Here is a 15,942-nt window from a genome sequence, read left to right on the forward strand (position 1 = left end):
GGCCCTGAAGGCACAGGCTCTGAAGGCACAGGCTCTGAAGGCTGCGGCACACGATAACGACAAGTCCTGGGAGAGACCCGCATGCAGTACCTGAGTCCCGTCGATGCCTCCTTCCTGCGCATGGAGTCCAAGCGCACCCCGATGCACGTGGGCGGCATGCTGACCTTCAAGCTGCCGGACAACGCCTCCCCGGACTTCCTGCGCGACCTGCTGCAGCACATGCGCACGGTGCCCTTCATGCCGCACCCCTTCGACTGCAAGCTGGCCCGAGGCCGCCTGTCGAAGCTGGCCCCGGCCTGGGTCAAGGCCGACCTCGACATCGACTACCACATCCGCCACTCGGCGCTGCCCTATCCGGGCGGCGAGCGCGAACTGGGCGTACTGGTGGCGCGTCTGCATTCCCATCCCCTGGACCTCAGTCGCCCGCTGTGGGAGGCCCACCTGATCGAGGGCCTGGAGAACCGGCGCTTCGCCATCTACTTCAAGGCCCACCACTGCGCCATCGACGGCGTAGGCGGCATGAAGATGGTGCGCAGCTGGCTCAGCGAAGACCCCACCGATATGAGCGGCCCCGGCCGCCCCCGGGCCGCCGAGACCGCCGAAGCCCCCCGTCCGCAGTCCTGGAAGACCCGCCTGGGCAAGCCCTTCAAGGTGGCCGGCCACCAGATCCGCACCCTGCCGGAGCTGATCAAGGTCCTCAAGGAAATGAGCGCCCCGGGGCTGGAGGGTGGCACCCGCGCCGCACTGACGACCCCGCGCAGCCTGCTCAATCGTGCCATCACCCAGCAGCGCCGCCTGGGCACCCAGCTGCTGGACCTGAAGCGTATCAAGGCGATCAGCGCCGCCACCGGCACCACGGTCAACGACGTGTCACTGGCCGTCTGCGGTGGTGCCATCCGCCGCTACCTGCTGGAGAACGGCGCCCTGCCGGAAAAGTCCCTGCTGGCTTCGGTCCCAGTGGCGCTGCCCCGGCCGGCGGGCAAGGGCGGCAACGCCGTCGCCGGCTTCGTCTGCCCCTTCGGCACCGACCAGACCGACCCGCTCAAGCGCCTGCAGCGCATCAATCGCGTCACCAGCGTCACCAAGCAGCAGCTGCTGGGGCTGTCGGCCACCGCACTGGAGCAGTTCACGCTGATGGGCCTGTCGCCGCTGCTGCTGGGGCAGATGGCCGGCGTGCTGTCCAAGGTGCCGCCGTTCTTCAACGTCACCGTCTCCAACGTCGTCGCCTCCAAGGTGCCGCTGTACCTGCGCGGTGCCCAGCTGGAGGCGATGTACCCCATGTCGATCCTGTTCGACGGCTACGCGCTGAACATCACCCTGGTCGGCTACTGCGACCGCGTGGCCGTCGGCTTCACCGGCTGTCGCGACGCGATCCCCAGCCTGCAGAGGCTGGCCGTCTACACCGGCGAGGCCCTGACCGAAATGGAAGAGGCGCTGGCGGCCGCGATGCCGCCGCCGGCCAGCGGCGCGAAGAAGAAGCGCGCCCGCAGCTGAAGACGGCAGGCGAAAGAGGAAGGGGCGGCCTTGGCCGCCCTTTCTTCATTCTGGCTTCTTGCGGTAAGTGTGGATCGAGATTTCGCCGCCGAGGCCACTGAGGTCGTTGGCGCTCACGTCGACCACCGTATCGCCCTCCAGCGACGTCGCCGTGATCTCGCCGCCCTCGATGCCCGCGCCCACGGTGGCCACGCTGGTATTGCGGCTGGTCCAGGTCACGTTGTGCCGGATCGGCCGCTCGATGCCGTCACTGAACAGGCCGTAGGCCTGTGCCTGCAGCGTCTCGCGCAACTCCAGCTGCGCCTTGTCGGTGGACAGCCGCAGGCTCATCAGGTTCAGGTCGCGCGCCTCGATCAGGCGGGTGTCCACGCTCAGTCCGGCCGACTCCAGCTCGTAGCGGAAGCGGAAGGGCTTCTTGGCGGCCAGGGGCTGGATCAGGCGGCCGGCGCTGTCCGCCGTCTCACTGAAAGTGCTCTCGTCGCCCTCGATCAGGTCGCGGGTCACCTGCAGCCCCAATTCCTGCGGCGGTGCCGAGCTGTCCTCGAACAAGCCGGAGATGCGCACGTAGTCGCTATAGCCCAGCGGCAAGAAGGTGTCGGCCGCCTGTTCGTAGGCCAGCTGCAGCTCGCGCAGGTTGCTGAGCTGCAGTTCCCGCCGCACCGAGCGCCCGCACAGCGGCAGCGCCGCCTCCAGCAGGAAACGCGAGTTCACCGGGCCGGTCAGTGCCTGCAGGGCCGAGCCGCTGCGGGTGACTGGGGCACCGGTGGTCAGTACCTGCCATGACGCGACGCTGGTCAGGTCCACCGGCACGCTGCTCTCCAGCGTGGTGGTTTCCAGCTTGAAGGTCTGGCTGGTCTGCGGTGCCATGCGTGTCAGCTCCGGCGTGATGCGCAGCTCGCCGATGGACGTCGCGCTGACGCCGTACTGCGCACGCAGGCCGGCGTAGTCCGCCGTGATGGTGGCCGAGCCCGGCCGCAGCACGATCACCGTGCCCTGTGCGTAGTACAGCCCCGTGGCGCCCGGGATCGGGATATCGCCGTTGCTGACGATTGCCACGCCCGTATCGTTGCTGCTCCAGGTGCTGCGTTCCGACACCGATTCCAGCGTGTCGTCGCCTTCGCCGCTGAAGGTGGCGAGGGCCGCCAGCTGCACCGCCGCGCACTCGTAACTCTCCACCGAATCGCCGCCATAGGCCGAGGTGATCTGGATCTTCACCGGGGCGCGGCCATCGCCGACGCCGCCTGAGCAGGCCGCCAGCGCCAGGAGCGCGGCGCCGGCCGGAGCCGCCGCCGTCCTCGTTGCCGGTCGCTTCACTGGGGGAAGAACAGGATGCGGTTGTTGTTGCGGTCGCTGACGTAGAGCACACCGCTGTAGATGAACGCGCCCGACGCGCCGCTCAGCGTCGTCTTGGCCGGTGTATCGTCGCTGTCGCCATCCTGGTCCGCGTCGTTGGGCGTGACGGCAGTGAAGCTGTCCTGACCGTAGACCTCGCCCGCGGCCAGGCCGTTCTCCAGCGGGAAGGCGTTGTAGCGCAGCACGCGGTTGTTGCCGGAATCAGCCACGTAGATGCGGGTGCCGTCGGAGCCGATGCCGAAGGGTGCGCGCAGGGTGGAGGCCGAGCTGCCCGGCGAGGAACGGCTAAAGCCGCTCTGGCCGATCACGTAGTCGGCCTCGGCGCTCGACTGCTGCGGGAACAGTGCCCAGTACAGCACGCGGTTGTTGCCGGAGTCCGTCACCAGCAGGCGGAAGCCGTCGCTCCAGACGCCGGCCGGCTTGTTCATCTCCTCGGCCTCGTCATCCGCCAGGCGGCTGGTGAAGTCCAGCTGGCCCAGCACCAAGTCGGCGGCGGCGCCATTGGCGGTCGGCACGCTGCTCCAGACCAGCACGCGGTTGTTGTTCTGGTCGGCCACCACCAGGCGCCCGTTGGCGATCACGACCGAGGTCGGGAAGGCCAGGCGCGTCGAGCTGGTGCCCGAGGTGGAGGAGACGAAGTCGGTCTGGCCCACCACCACGTCCGGCAGGGCGCCAGCGGCGGTCGGGATCGTGTTCCAGATCAGCACGCGGTTGTTGCCGGAATCGGCCACCACCAGCTTGCCCTCGCCGATGAAGGCGGCGCTGGGCAGCGCCAGACGGTCGCGCGCGGTGGCAGGGGTGTTGCCGGTGGCGCTGGACTGGCCCAGCACGAAGCTGGCGGCGGTATCCGGGTTGGAGGGGACCGCGGTGAAGCCCAGCAGGCGATTGTTCGCCGTGTCTGCGATGAACAGGCGCGTGCCGTCGCTGGCGACGTTGCCCAGCGGTTGCGCCAGGGTGTTGCCGGCGGTGGAGGCGCCGCGGTTCGGGGCGCTCTTGGTGTAGTCGGCCTGGCCGTAGAGACCGAAGGCCTCGATCAGGTCGAGATCGTCGTCACCGCCGCTGCCACCACCGCAACCCGCCAGCAGGGCCGGCAGTAACAGCAGCAGGGTGGGAACGGCTAAGCGCAGGCCGCGCGCGGACGGGGTCGCCGACATCGATTTCTCCGGGGAATAGTGGGGAGTCCCATGATTTCCCGGACCGTCGCGCTACGGCTGCAAGGCTTTGTATGGAATTGTGTCGAAGGCGCTCAGGCCGTCAGCGGCAGGCACAGTTCCACCGCGAACGGGCGGTCTGCACGGCGCTCGCGCAGTTCCACTTGTGCGCCATGCGCGGATGCCACGCGCTGTACGATCGCCAGTCCCAGGCCTGCGCCGCGCCCATCCCGCGCGCGGTTGCCGCGCTCGAAGGGCTCGATCAGGCGCTGCCACTCCTGCCGCTCGATGCCACGGCCATGATCCTCCACGCTCAGGCGCAATTGCTCGCCGTCGCGTCGCGTCACCACGCGTACCGGCGCCAGTCCATGGGCGAGGGCGTTATCCGCGAGATTGCGGACCAGGCGCAGCAGCCCCAGGCGGCGCGCGCCCACCTGCAGTCCTCGGCAATCGAGATCCAGCTGCAGGCCCTCGTGGCGCTGCAGGGCCGTGCGCACCAGCGCGTCGAGCTCCAGGCTTTCCAGCGGCTCGTCCTGCCCGTCACGCACGAAGTCGATGCACTGGTGGACGATATGATCGATGTCGCGGATGTCCGCCATCATCGGGTTGAAGTCACCCGGGTGATCGGCCGCATGCAGTTCGATGGCGGCCTGCAGCCGTGCCAGCGGCGAGCGGATGTCATGCGACAAACCGGCCAGCATCAGCTCGCGCTCGCGCAGGCTGCTGCGCAGCTTCACGCTCATGCGCTGCAGCGCCTCGCCGATCAGGCGGAACTCCTTGGGCCCACCGGGCGTGACGGAAGGGGGAGCACCTCGCTCGATATCGCCGATGCCCTCGATCAGCCGCCGCACCGGGCGGCGCAGCAGCAGGGTCAGAAGCAATGCCGCCACCAGCATCAGGATGCCGATGGTGGCGAGATTGACCAAGGTGAAATGCCGGCGCATCGCCTTGATCGCCGCCTCGTGCTCCGGCGAGGGCACGCCGCTGATGCGCCGTACCACCGGCGGTACACCGGGCTCGCCGGCATCGCTGCGCAATACCTCCACGCGCGTGCGCAGGGGCATCTGGAAGCCCGAGGCAGGCAGCCCCAGCAGGCCGGTGCCCGGGCCGCCGGCGAAGCCCATGCGGGCCATGCCAGCCACCGGTGTGGCCGGCATGGCCGCAGCGGCACCCGCCTCCTCGCGCCGCTCGCCGGTGGGCGGGGGAGGGGGGGCGGGCATCGTGCGGAGCAGCAGGTCGTCCGGCGGAAACACGCGCAGCAGCGCGAAGTTGAGCAAGGGGCTGGCCAGCAATGCCGCGGCAACGATCAGGCCGACCCAGTTGCGCAGGCTGATGCTCACGGCGCCGCCACCACCGTATGGTCGGGCACGAAGATGTAGCCGCGACCCCAGACCGTCTGGATGTAGCGCGGCTCAGCGACATCCGGCTCCAGGATGCGGCGCAGCCGCGACACCAGCAGGTCGATGGAGCGGGACAGCGTCTCGCCACGGTTGCCGGACACCATGCGGTGCAGCTCGTCGCGGCCCAGCACGCGGCGCGCGTTGAGCGCCAGCGCTTCCAGCAACTGGTACTCGCCCGTGGTCAGGCGCACCGGCAGGCCATCGCGCTTCAGCACGCGGCTCCACAGGTCCAGTTCGAATTCTCCGAAGCGCAAGGTCTCGCGGGTGGTGGGCAATCCAGGCGTGCCGCGCTGCCGCGTGCGACGCAGTACCGAGTGGATGCGTGCCACCAGCTCGCGCGGATTGCAGGGCTTGGCGAGGTAGTCGTCTGCGCCGACCTCCAGGCCGATGATGCGGTCCACATCGTCGCCGCGCGCCGACAGCATGATCACCGGCGTGGACGGGGCCAGTTCGCGCAGCCGGCGGCACAGGGCGATGCCGTCGCCGTCCGGCAGCATCAGATCCAGCACGACCAGGTCGTAGGACTCGCGCTGGATGTAGCGCTGGGCGGAGGCGGCGGTGCCGACGCCCTCGGCGTCGATCCCGTGCTTGACCAGGAAGCCCGCGATCAAGGTGCGCAGGCGCTCGTCATCGTCGACGAGCAAGACTTTGGGGTTCATGGACATGATCGGACCAGCCTAGGTACGCAATGGAAACGGTGAAAGGGTTTTGCCCGAGCCGGATACAGCCTGATACGAATTGCGACAAATGCGGGGCGGACCCGGATAGGTGGCGGCCGATACCTTCGCCGCAACTCCTCCATGGCCCCTGCCGAATGCCTGACCCCCTGTCGCTGCAACGCTGTATCCCCCTGCTGGCCTGCCTGCCGCTGCTGTGCGCCTGCGAGGCCAAGCTCGATGTCGACCTGACGGATGGCCCGATCGACGGGGCCGAGTCGGTCGTACTGCGCCTGACCGGCATCCAGTTGCTCAAGGACGACGGCAATCGCGTCACCATCAACGTCGATGCCGATGTCGACCTGCTGCAGTACCGCAACGGTTCGACGCTCAGACTGGCCGAGGGCGAGGAGGTTCCCGCCGCCCGCTATGTCGGCGCCCAACTGGTGTTTGCGGACAGTGGTTCCTACGTGGGGCGCAGCGATGGCAGCCAGGTCCCCATCGTCGCCCCCGGGACCCAGGCGTACGCCGACCTGGACCTGAATGTCGGCGACGACGACGAGGCCGGCTTGCTGCTGGACCTGGAACTGCGCTTCTCGCTGGACGACCAGCTCTCCACCCTGGGCAACTACGCCCTGGTCCCGGTCCTGCGGGCCATGGACCCGGAGGATGCCGGCGAGGTCTCCGGCAAGGTCGCCAACGCCCTGGTCGAGGACGCCGACTGTCGCCAGGGGCGCAGCCTGCTGCGCGGGGTCAGCGTCTACGCCTACGAGGGTACCGGCGTTACCCCCGTGGACTACGCCCGCAACCGGATCACCGGCATCCAGCCGGTATCGGCTGCCGCGGTCTACGACGACGGCGACGGTGGCTACCGCTACCGCTTCGCCTACCTGCCCGAGGGCGACTACACCCTGGCGCTGACCTGCGACGCCGACAGCGAGCGCCCGGCCATCGTGGACGACCTGGGGTTCCTGCAGCGCCGCAACGCCACCGTGAACGCCGGCGAGACCCGCAGCATTGCCTTCACCGCCGAATAGGAGTTCCCCATGCTGACCATCAACCCCTCCCTGGAAGTCGGCCTGTTGCTGCTCGCCTTGCTGGCCCTGTCGGGCGCCGCCCTGGCCCAGCCGCCGTTGCCGGCCGACTACGACGAGAACGGCCAGGTCGACCGCAACGAGTGGCGCGAGGGCACCGCCGCCCGCTTCCGCTTCGCCGATCGCAACTCCGACGGCTATCTTGACGCCTCCGAGCAGAAGCAGTTCGGTCCGCGCCGCTTCGTGCTGCGCCTGGATGGCCCTGGTGGCGGGCCCCCGACCGGACAGGGCCAGGATCGCCCACGTCCTCCACCGGGCATGGTGCGCGCCCACGGCGTCTCGCCGCAGGCCCCGCGGGACCGTAACGGCGACGGCCTGCTGGACCTGGCCGAGGTGCAGGCCCAGGCCGACGAGGCTTTCCCGCGGATGGATGTGGATGGCAATGGAGTGCTGGAGGCGGATGAACTGATGCCGCCGCCGCCGGCGTTTTAGCTCGTTGCCCTGACACTGCCTCTCCCCGCTTGTGGGTAGAGGGTTGGCGAGGGCATGGACGCCCGAGCTAGGGCAACGCATGGAGCAGTTGCCGAGGTGAGGGGCAGGAGGGTCAAATTGTCAGCCCAAGCCGTTCGCCCTGAGCCTGTCGAAGGGTGCACGAGCTCGGGCGACTATCCGGGCGATGAGAAACGGAATAGCCATCCCTGGCGGGACCTTGGTTACCTGAAGGATCCCTGGGCATGTTTGGCTTGCTTCGGCATGACATCGAGTCATGCCTCAGCGATGCCAAACATTCCATGGCCACCCGTTGATCTAGTGCTGGCGATGAGATTTGGTCATCGGGTCAACGTGCCGAACAGTAGGGGCGCCGTCCATGGCGGGACTTGGGCCACCTGATTAAACCCCTGGGCGGCCATCCATGGCCGCCCGCTCATCTGACGCTGGCCATGCCATTTAGGCATGGCCAAAGCGCGTCAGATGAGCCCCTCAGCCCGCATCGCGCTCTGCACGGCCGGCCGGCTACCCACGCGCTCCATGTACGCCGCCAGGTTCGGCCGCGAGGACAGCAGGTCGATTTTCAGCACGCGGCTCCAGCCGGTCACGGTGAAGAGGTAGGCGTCGGCCACGGTGAACTGGTCGCCGGCGATGTACTGGTGCTTGGCCAGCATCTGCTCCACCGTGTCGTAGCGGCGATTCAGCAGGTCGATGAAGGCCTGCTTCATCTCCGGCGTGCTGTTCGGCTTGAACAGCGGGCTGTAGCTCTTGTGGATCTCGGTGCTGATGAAGTTCAGCAGTTCCTGCAACTGGTAGCGCGGCAGCGTGCCGTTCTCCGGCACCAGCCGGGCGGCCGGGCGCTGGTCGGCCAGGTATTGCACGATGGCCGGGCCTTCGGTCAGCACGGTGCCGTCGTCCAGCACCAGGGCGGGGACATAGCCCTTCGGGTTCACCTGGGTAAAGTCGACGCCGGAGGCGGTCTTCTTGCTCCCCAGGTCTACTTTCTCGGTCTGCGCGGCCAGGCCGGCTTCGTGCAGGACGATGTGCGGGGAGAGGGAGCAGGCGCCGGGGGCAAAGTACAGTTTCATGGGATCTCCTGGGGTGTTCTGGTTAGTGGGATGGAGCGCAGCATAGGCCCCTGCCCGGAGCAGCAAAACCGGAATTTCCTGAAGGGGACCTTCAAAATGACTGAACCCCCGCTGGCCGCTACACTCGCTCCATGAAGACCCAAAACCTGCTGCGCCTGTGCCTGCTGTCGCTGGTCCTCGCCCTGGCCGCCTGCGAATCCACCCTGGACATCAACCTGGCCACGGTCAACCGGCCGGTGGACGCCGAGCGCATCAGTGTGCGCATCGAGGCGGTGGAGTTGCAGGATGATGCGGGGGGAACTTATCGCATCGAGACCGATGACCGCCTGGTCGACCTGCTGGATTTCCAGGGCACCGAACTGCTCAGCCTGGTCGGCGGCGAGGAAGTGCCGGCGGCCCGCTACCGCAAGCTGCGCCTGATCTTCAGCGACCGCGACGCCGAGATCCAGACCGAAGACGGCGAGTTCCCGATCCGCCTGACCGACCTGCAGCCCGGCGCCGACATGGATGTCCAGCTGTCGGACGACGAGGACGAAAGCGAAACCATCCTGGCGGTGCTGGACCTGCGCTTCTCGTTCTCGCGCCAGACCCAGCCGGAGAACCTCTACCGCCTGCGCCAGGCTGCCACCGCGGCTCGCGCCAGCGATACCGGCACGCTCACGGGTACCGTGGATGAGGACTACGTCGCCAGCGGCCCCTGTGCCGGTAGCGAGAAGGAAGGCTTCGCCATGTACCTGTATCGGGGTGATCGCCGCAGCCAGCTGACCGACTATGCCGCGGACTTCGAGACGGCTTCCCCGCTGGTCTCCGCCAGTGTCGAGCGCAGCGGCAATAGCGGCGACTACCAATACCGCTTCCGCGGCCTGCCCGTCGGCCAGTACACCGTTGCCTACACCTGCAAGGCGGAGCTGGATGATCCATTCACAAGGCAGGACACGTTGGTCTTCCGCGATGCCTTCCTCGTGCAGATCGAAGAGGGCGGCACGGTCACGCGCGATTTCTAGGATTCGCTGACGCCATGCGCATCCTGATCGTCGAGGATCACGCGGACATCGCCGAGTCGATCGGCGAATACCTGGAGCAGCGTGGTCATGCCGTGGACTATGCCCGCGACGGGCTCTCTGCGATGCGCCTGGCCACGCAGGAAACCTATGACGTGCTGGTGCTGGACCGACTGATGCCGCGCATGGACGGCGCCACGCTGTGCGCGCGCCTGCGCGGCGAGCACGGCCTGACCGCTCCGGTGCTGATGCTCACGGCGCTGGACACGCTACCCGACAAGGTCGCCGGCTTCGACGCCGGTGCCGACGACTACCTGGTCAAGCCCTTCGAGCTGGCGGAGCTCTACGCCCGCCTCACCGCCTTGCACCGTCGCGCCACCAACCGCGTGGCCACGCCGCAACTCACCGCGGGTGATCTGGTGCTGGATACCCGCACCCGCGAGCTCCGCCGCTCCGGTCGCCTGATCCCCCTGTCGCCGACCCTGGGCAAGCTGCTGGAACACCTGCTGCGCAATGCGCACCGCATCGTGCCGCGCGAGGAGTTGGAGTACTTGCTCTGGGGTGACCAGCCGCCAGACCAGGATTTCCTGCGCGCGCACATGCATAAGCTGCGCGAGGCGATCGACCGCGACCAGCCGCGCAAGCTGCTGCACACCTACCGCAGCGTCGGCTACCGCTTGGCCGATATCGAAGGAGCCTGAGCATGCTGCGCCAGCGTGTGCGCCGGATCGTGTTGGGCCTGTCGGTGGCGGCATCGCTGCTCGGGGCCGGAGCTCTCTATGTCGCCGACGAGGCGATCGAGGATGCCGCCATCAACGACATGCTGGCCAAGCAGATGGACGCGATGCTGGAGGCCGATATCGTGCCGCAGCCGCAGGAGCAGCAGGCCTCGGCGCTCAAGTACTTCCGGCCGGCCCGCACCGGCGAACTGCCGCCGGAACTGCAGGGCCTGCCCGAGGGCATCACCGAGCCGGTGGAGGTCGATGGCGTGCCCTATTGCATCTACAAGCGGCAGGTCGCCCCTGGGGACGAGGCCTACCTGGCCTATCCCGTGGCATTCGTCGAGCAGCGTGAATCCTGGCTGTGGATGGGCGTCTCCATCACCGCGCTGCTGGTCTTCCTCGGTACCTGGATCGCCGCGGATCGCACGGCCGATCGTGTTCTCAAGCCCTACCTTGAGCTGCTGGAACAGGTCCGCGTCTTGGATCCCAGCAAGCGGCACTTGCGCATTTCCGTGCCCCGCGCCGACGAGGAACTGGACCTGGTGGTCAACGCGCTCAACGGGCGTCTGGAAGACATCGAGCAGTTGATCGAGCGCGAGCGTGCCTTCTCCGCCGCTGCCAGCCATGAACTGCGCAGCCCGCTGACGGTGATCTCCGCCGCCGCCGAGTTGCTGCGCGAGCGCGTGGACGAGACGGCGCAACGGCCGCTACAACGGCTGGAGCGTGGCGCCCGCGACATGCGCGAAATCCTCGACGCCCTGCTGGCCCTGTCGCGCACACGCGAATCGCCGCCGCTGGCCAATCTCCGGCTGGAGGAAATGCTGCCGCAGGCCGCCGAGCCGCACATGGACGAGGCGGCAGAGGCGCGCGTGCACTGGCAACTCCTGCCGGACACCCTCGTGGCACCGCCCGGCGCCGTGCGCGTGGTCTTCACCAACCTGTTCCGCAACGCCCTGCAGGCCTCGGCGACAGGGCAGGTGATGGTGCGCATGGCTGACGGTATCGTGGTGGTGGAAGACCAAGGCCCGGGTGTGCCGAAGGACGCCCTGCCGCATCTGTTCGAGCCGGGTTTCCACGCGCGCGCAGGCGGTTCCGGCATGGGGCTCTATATCGCCAAGGCCCTGTCCGAGCGTTATGGCTGGGAGTTGCGCCTGGAGAACCGCAGCGAAGGCGGCGCTCGCGCCACCTGGCGTTACCGCCGCGCCTGAAGCCGGGCTATGATCGGCTCAGGCCCGCCGTCAGGGCCTACTGCGCCTCAGGCACCCGAAGGGAACCCATGCAACCCATCCTGCAGCACGACCTGCTCGACTCCTTGCTGCACGAACACGCCTCGGTCCTGGGCGCCGACATGACGGCCTACCGCAACCATTGCCTGCGTGTTTTCAATTACTACTGCTGGCAGCGCACGCCGGACGAGCAGGAGCAGCGCCACGCTGCCGTTGCGCTGGCTTTCCACGACATCGGCATCTGGACCGACGGCACCTGGGACTACCTGGACCCCTCGGCGAAGCGGATGCGCGACTGGGTTGCGGCGCGGGCGTCGGACCTGGATGTGGAACTGGTCGAGGCCATGATCCAGCAGCATCACAAGATCACGTCCTGGCGTGGCGCGCAGACCGGGCCGGTGGAAGCCCTGCGCCGCGCCGACTGGATCGACGTACTGTTCAGCTTCGTCGGCTACGGCGTGGCGGCCGACTTCCGCCGTGCGGTGAAAGCAGCCTTACCCGACGCCGGGTTCCACTGGCGCCTGGTGCAGCTCACCGCGCGGCGCCTGCTGACGCGGCCGTGGAGCCCCATGCCGATGATGCGCTGGTAAATACATCCCCACCGGCGCATTCCGCGCGCCGCGGTAACGGTACTGTCAAACAGCCGCCTTAGCGTTCCCGCTTCGATTCGGGAGACGTCATGTCGGGCAGGTGGTTGGGGAGCATGCTGTTGGCTGTGCTCGGCCTGGCGGCCTGCCAGTCGTCGCAACCGGAATCCTCCTCCGGGAATTCCGTCTCCAGCCTCAAGGCGGTGGAGCAGGGCGGTGAACTGATCGTCGGTGATGGCCGCAGCGAGCTGCGCTTCGCCCGTGAGGGCTGGAGTACGCAGTGGCGCGTTTCCCGCGGGATCATCGTCGGCGATGCTGCTCCTTCCGGCGCAGACTCCATCGCCAATCCCGACTACGAGCGCTTCAACGACAAGCAGGACGGTATCGACCGGGCCTATCCCGGCCTGCCGCAGATTTCCTATCGCCCGCTGGCCTATCTCACCGCCGTAGGATGGCAGCGTGTCACCGGCCTGGGCAGCTGGCGTCTCGCTGGAGACGCCCTGGAGATCGAGGCGCGCACCAGCGACGGCCGAGGCGCCGGCCTGCGCTATCGCTTCGCCGCCGACGGGGCGCTGGAGCTGCGCTTCCGTCCGCACGCTACGGCGGTGCAGGCGGTCTCCACCGCCTGGGACAGCCCGGATTCGCAGCACTATTTCGGCGGAGGCCAGCGCTTCTCCTCCTTCGACCTGCGCGGCAGCAGCCTGCCGCTGTGGATCAGCCACGGCCCGCGCTCCAACCGCGCCAACTCCACCAACGAGATCGCCGCCAGTTTCTTCTGGTGCCCTTGCGGTTGGGGCGCCTGGAGCCCGTCCGACGCACGCGGCGAGATCAATTTCGCCGAGAGAGCCGAGCGCGACGACGCCCTGCGCATCGCCCAGGAGACCGACACGCTGGACCTGGTGCTGTACCGCGGCCGCCCGCGCGACATCCTCAGCGCCCACACTGCCCGTGCCGGCCGCCCGCAGTGGACGCCGCCGTCCTGGACCTGGCGCCCCATGGTCTGGCAGGACTCCGACACCACCACCGACACCGTGCGCCGCCTGGTCAACGGCATGCGCGAGCGCGACATCCCACTGGGCGCCGTCTGGCTCGACAACCCCTGGGACGCCGGCAAGGCCAGCTTCGACTTCGACCCCGCGCGCTTCGAGGACCCGGACGCCCTGATCCGCGAAGTGCGCGACCAGGGCGTGCGCTTCATGGTCTGGCTATCGCCCTTCGTCACCGGCGACTACGAGACCCTCGCGCGCGGCAAGGGCTGGGTCGTCGAGGGCACGCGCCCCGACCGCAACGACGCCACCTACTACCCGGCGCGCGGCATCGACCCGCACCTGGACTTCACCCATCCCGATGCCGTGGCCTGGTGGCAGGACGGCCTGCGCCGACTGGTGCGCCGCGGTGTCGACGGCGTCAAGGTGGACCGCGGTGAAGAAGACCTCTCCGAGGATTCCATCTGGCACAACGGCCTGCCCAACCGGCTCAACCACAACGCCTACGTCGATCGGTATCACAAGGCGATCTTCGAATCCTTCCTGGCCGAGCGGCCGGGCGGCGACTTCGCCATCTTTGCCCGCGGCGGCTGGAACGGCTCCGGTCGCTGGGCCGGGCATTGGGCGGCAGACAACGGCAGCTTCTTCGGTGAGTTGGGCCTGACGCAGGCACTGCGCTCGCTGCTATCGCTGTCGGCCAGCGGCCTTCCCTACAACGGCTCCGACATCGGCGGCTACGCCGGACTGCGCCAGGACATGGGCGAGCCCGCCGGCGGCATCCCGCTGCTAACACCGGGCGAGAGCCTCTACATCCGCTGGACCCAGCTCGGCGCCTTCTCCCCGGTAATGCAGACACCGGTGCCGCCCTGGTGGGTCAGTGAGCGTAGCGTGCGCGTCTATCGGCGCTATGCCGTGCTGCACGACCGCCTCGTGCCCTATATCGACAGCGCCGCGCGCCTGGCCATCAGCGAGGGCGTGCCCATCGTGCGGCCCATGCCCTATGAATACCCCGACGAGCCGCTGGCGCTGCAGGCCGACGACCAGTACCTGTTCGGCCCCGACATCCTCGTCGCCCCGGTCACCACGCTGCTTGAAGGTGGCCTGCCGGCGGGCCTGCGCATGGTCTTCATCCCGCCGGGGCGCTGGATCAACTTCTGGACCGGCGCGGTGCAGGAAGGCCCGCGGCGCATACCGGTACTCGCGCCGCTGGAGCAGGTGCCGCTGTTCGTGCGCGAGGGCGCACAGCTTCCCTCCGGTGCCGCAGCCGCCGAGCTTCCCTAAAGCCGATACCCCATCATGAAACGACGCGATCTTCTCAAGGCCGGCGCCCCACTGTTGCTGGCCCCTTGGCTGCCCGGTTGCGGCAGCTCTTCTTCTCCGATCAACGGTGGCGGCTCCAATCCGCCGCCGGGCCGCAACAACATCGCCCGTGGCCTGCACGTCAGCTGGACCGGCGATCCGCACACCACCCGCGCCGTCACCTGGTTCACCGACGGCCTCAACGCGTCGGAGGGCGCGGTCGAGTTCGGCCAGGGCGACTTCAGCAAGACCGCGCGTGCCGCGGCTTCGCAGGCCTACGATATCGACGTGCTCACGCACCGCGCGCAGCTCACCGGCTATGACCCGGAGCGGCCGCTCCAGTACCGCGTGCGCCACGGCGGCGATTCGCTGTCCGCCACCTACACGCTCAAGCCGATGCCGCGCGGTGCTTTCCGTTTCGCCCACTTCGGCGATCACGGCACCAGCGAATTCTCGCGCCTGGTGCGCGAGGGCATCCTGCGGCGTGGCGTGGATTTCGTGCTGATCGCGGGCGACCTGTCCTATGCCAATGGTGACCAGCCGATCTGGGACACCTGGTTCAACCAGATCGAGCACATGAGCGCCTCGCTGCCGGTGCTGTGCGCCGCCGGCAACCACGAGGAAAAGGACGGCAACGGCTCCGCCTACAAGACCCGCTTGTCACAGCCCGGCAACGGTCGCTACTACGCCTACGACTTCAACAACGTGCGCTTCATCGTCTCCACCGGCGGCGCCTTCATCGCCGACGGCACCCTGCTGGCAGAGCTGCTGTGGCTGGAGACCGAACTGGCCCAGGCCGCGCTGCGCCGCGCCCGCGGCGAGATCGACTTCATCGCCTTCGTCCAGCACTTCACCATCTGGACCGACGAGGAAGGCCGCAGCCCCAACAATCCCACACTGGTGCTGCTGGAGGAGAACATCCTGCTGCGCTACGGCGTGGACCTGCTGCTGGTGGGGCATGACCACGAATACCAGCGCTCGCGCGCCATGGCCTTCGGCCAGCCGCGCGAGACCGGCTACGTGCAGGTCTGCGGCGGCGGTGGCGGCGTCGGCATCCGCAGCTTCAGCGGCCAGAGCGCCTGGAGCGCCGCGCAGCACCTGCGCTACAGCTTCATCGAGTATGCCGTGGAAGGCCGCCACATCAAGGCCCAGGCCTGGGCCGTGGACACGCCCGACCTGCAGCCCTCGAGCCAGCTGACCCTGATCGACGAGTTCGAGCTGACCGCACGCTCACCGCAGGCCCGCAACGAAGCCGTGTTGCCGATCCGCGACGCCGGCACCCTGATGGCCCAGAGCGGCGCCAACTGGCGCTACGTCGAGGCGCATACGCGCCTGCGTAACGCCAGGCATCTGCACCAAGCCATCTGGCACGAGCACGCCTAGGCAGTAGGTGAGAACGGTTCCGCCGCAGGCCTATGGCTTGCAGGTTATTCTCCCTCTCCCTGCAGGCGGGGAG

14 protein-coding genes are annotated in these 15,942 nt (G+C 68.2%); 9 read left to right on the top strand and 5 right to left on the bottom strand.

The genetic code is table 11. The features are described from left to right. Positions 1-81 precede the first annotated feature (81 nt). Entirely contained in the window at positions 82-1,494 is a 1,413-nt protein-coding gene (locus tag QT386_RS05775; protein ID WP_289272794.1) for a wax ester/triacylglycerol synthase family O-acyltransferase, read from the top strand. 45 nt (positions 1,495-1,539) lie between these two features. Here QT386_RS05775 and QT386_RS05780 read toward each other — a convergent pair whose 3' ends face one another. The 4 genes from QT386_RS05780 to QT386_RS05795 form a co-directional block, all read right to left on the bottom strand. After that, on the bottom strand, positions 1,540-2,808 hold the full coding sequence (locus QT386_RS05780; protein WP_289272795.1) for a hypothetical protein: 1,269 nt from the start codon (positions 2,806-2,808) through the stop codon (positions 1,540-1,542). Continuing rightward, on the bottom strand, positions 2,805-4,001 hold the full coding sequence (locus tag QT386_RS05785) for an NHL repeat-containing protein (protein ID WP_289272796.1): 1,197 nt from the start codon (positions 3,999-4,001) through the stop codon (positions 2,805-2,807). The genes QT386_RS05780 and QT386_RS05785 overlap by 4 nt, the downstream gene beginning before the upstream one ends. Before the next feature lie 92 nt (positions 4,002-4,093). Beyond that, positions 4,094-5,338, bottom strand: a complete 1,245-nt coding sequence (locus tag QT386_RS23355) for an ATP-binding protein (protein ID WP_289272797.1) — start codon at positions 5,336-5,338, stop codon at positions 4,094-4,096. Beyond that, the gene (locus tag QT386_RS05795) at positions 5,335-6,057 is read right to left on the bottom strand and encodes a response regulator (protein ID WP_289272798.1); all 723 of its coding nucleotides are present in this window, start codon (positions 6,055-6,057) and stop codon (positions 5,335-5,337) included. Before QT386_RS05795 ends, QT386_RS23355 begins: the two co-directional genes overlap by 4 nt. Before the next feature lie 155 nt (positions 6,058-6,212). Between QT386_RS05795 and QT386_RS05800 the strand changes: the two genes are divergently transcribed. Both QT386_RS05800 and QT386_RS05805 read left to right on the top strand, forming a co-directional pair. After that, positions 6,213-7,091: a DUF4382 domain-containing protein gene (locus tag QT386_RS05800; RefSeq protein ID WP_289272799.1), complete on the top strand. Its 879-nt coding sequence runs from the start codon at positions 6,213-6,215 to the stop codon at positions 7,089-7,091. Between the two features lie 9 nt (positions 7,092-7,100). After that, on the top strand, positions 7,101-7,580 hold the full coding sequence (locus QT386_RS05805) for a hypothetical protein (protein ID WP_289272800.1): 480 nt from the start codon (positions 7,101-7,103) through the stop codon (positions 7,578-7,580). Between the two features lie 476 nt (positions 7,581-8,056). Here QT386_RS05805 and gstA read toward each other — a convergent pair whose 3' ends face one another. Next, positions 8,057-8,665, bottom strand: coding sequence for a glutathione transferase GstA (gene gstA, locus QT386_RS05810; protein WP_289272801.1), 609 nt, complete (start codon positions 8,663-8,665; stop codon positions 8,057-8,059). A gap of 131 nt (positions 8,666-8,796) precedes the next feature. Between gstA and QT386_RS05815 the strand changes: the two genes are divergently transcribed. From QT386_RS05815 to QT386_RS05840, 6 genes are all read left to right on the top strand, one after another. Further along, positions 8,797-9,669: a DUF4382 domain-containing protein gene (locus QT386_RS05815; protein ID WP_289272802.1), complete on the top strand. Its 873-nt coding sequence runs from the start codon at positions 8,797-8,799 to the stop codon at positions 9,667-9,669. Between the two features lie 14 nt (positions 9,670-9,683). Continuing rightward, on the top strand, positions 9,684-10,367 hold the full coding sequence (locus QT386_RS05820; protein WP_289272803.1) for a response regulator transcription factor: 684 nt from the start codon (positions 9,684-9,686) through the stop codon (positions 10,365-10,367). 2 nt (positions 10,368-10,369) lie between these two features. After that, positions 10,370-11,596, top strand: a complete 1,227-nt coding sequence (locus tag QT386_RS05825; protein WP_289272804.1) for an ATP-binding protein — start codon at positions 10,370-10,372, stop codon at positions 11,594-11,596. Positions 11,597-11,664: 68 nt separating this feature from the next. Continuing rightward, positions 11,665-12,204 carry a hypothetical protein gene (locus QT386_RS05830; protein WP_289272805.1) on the top strand — a complete coding sequence of 180 codons (540 nt, stop codon included), beginning with the start codon at positions 11,665-11,667 and terminating at the stop codon, positions 12,202-12,204. A 113-nt stretch (positions 12,205-12,317) separates the two neighbouring features. Next, positions 12,318-14,468 carry a TIM-barrel domain-containing protein gene (locus QT386_RS05835; protein ID WP_289272806.1) on the top strand — a complete coding sequence of 717 codons (2,151 nt, stop codon included), beginning with the start codon at positions 12,318-12,320 and terminating at the stop codon, positions 14,466-14,468. 15 nt (positions 14,469-14,483) lie between these two features. After that, a complete protein-coding gene (locus QT386_RS05840; RefSeq protein WP_289272807.1) occupies positions 14,484-15,869 on the top strand; it encodes a metallophosphoesterase in 1,386 nt (461 codons plus the stop codon). Positions 15,870-15,942 lie beyond the last annotated feature (73 nt).

It is taken from the genome of Solimonas sp. SE-A11, assembly GCF_030345715.1.
In the GTDB taxonomy this organism is placed as follows: Bacteria; Pseudomonadota; Gammaproteobacteria; order Nevskiales; family Nevskiaceae; genus Solimonas_A.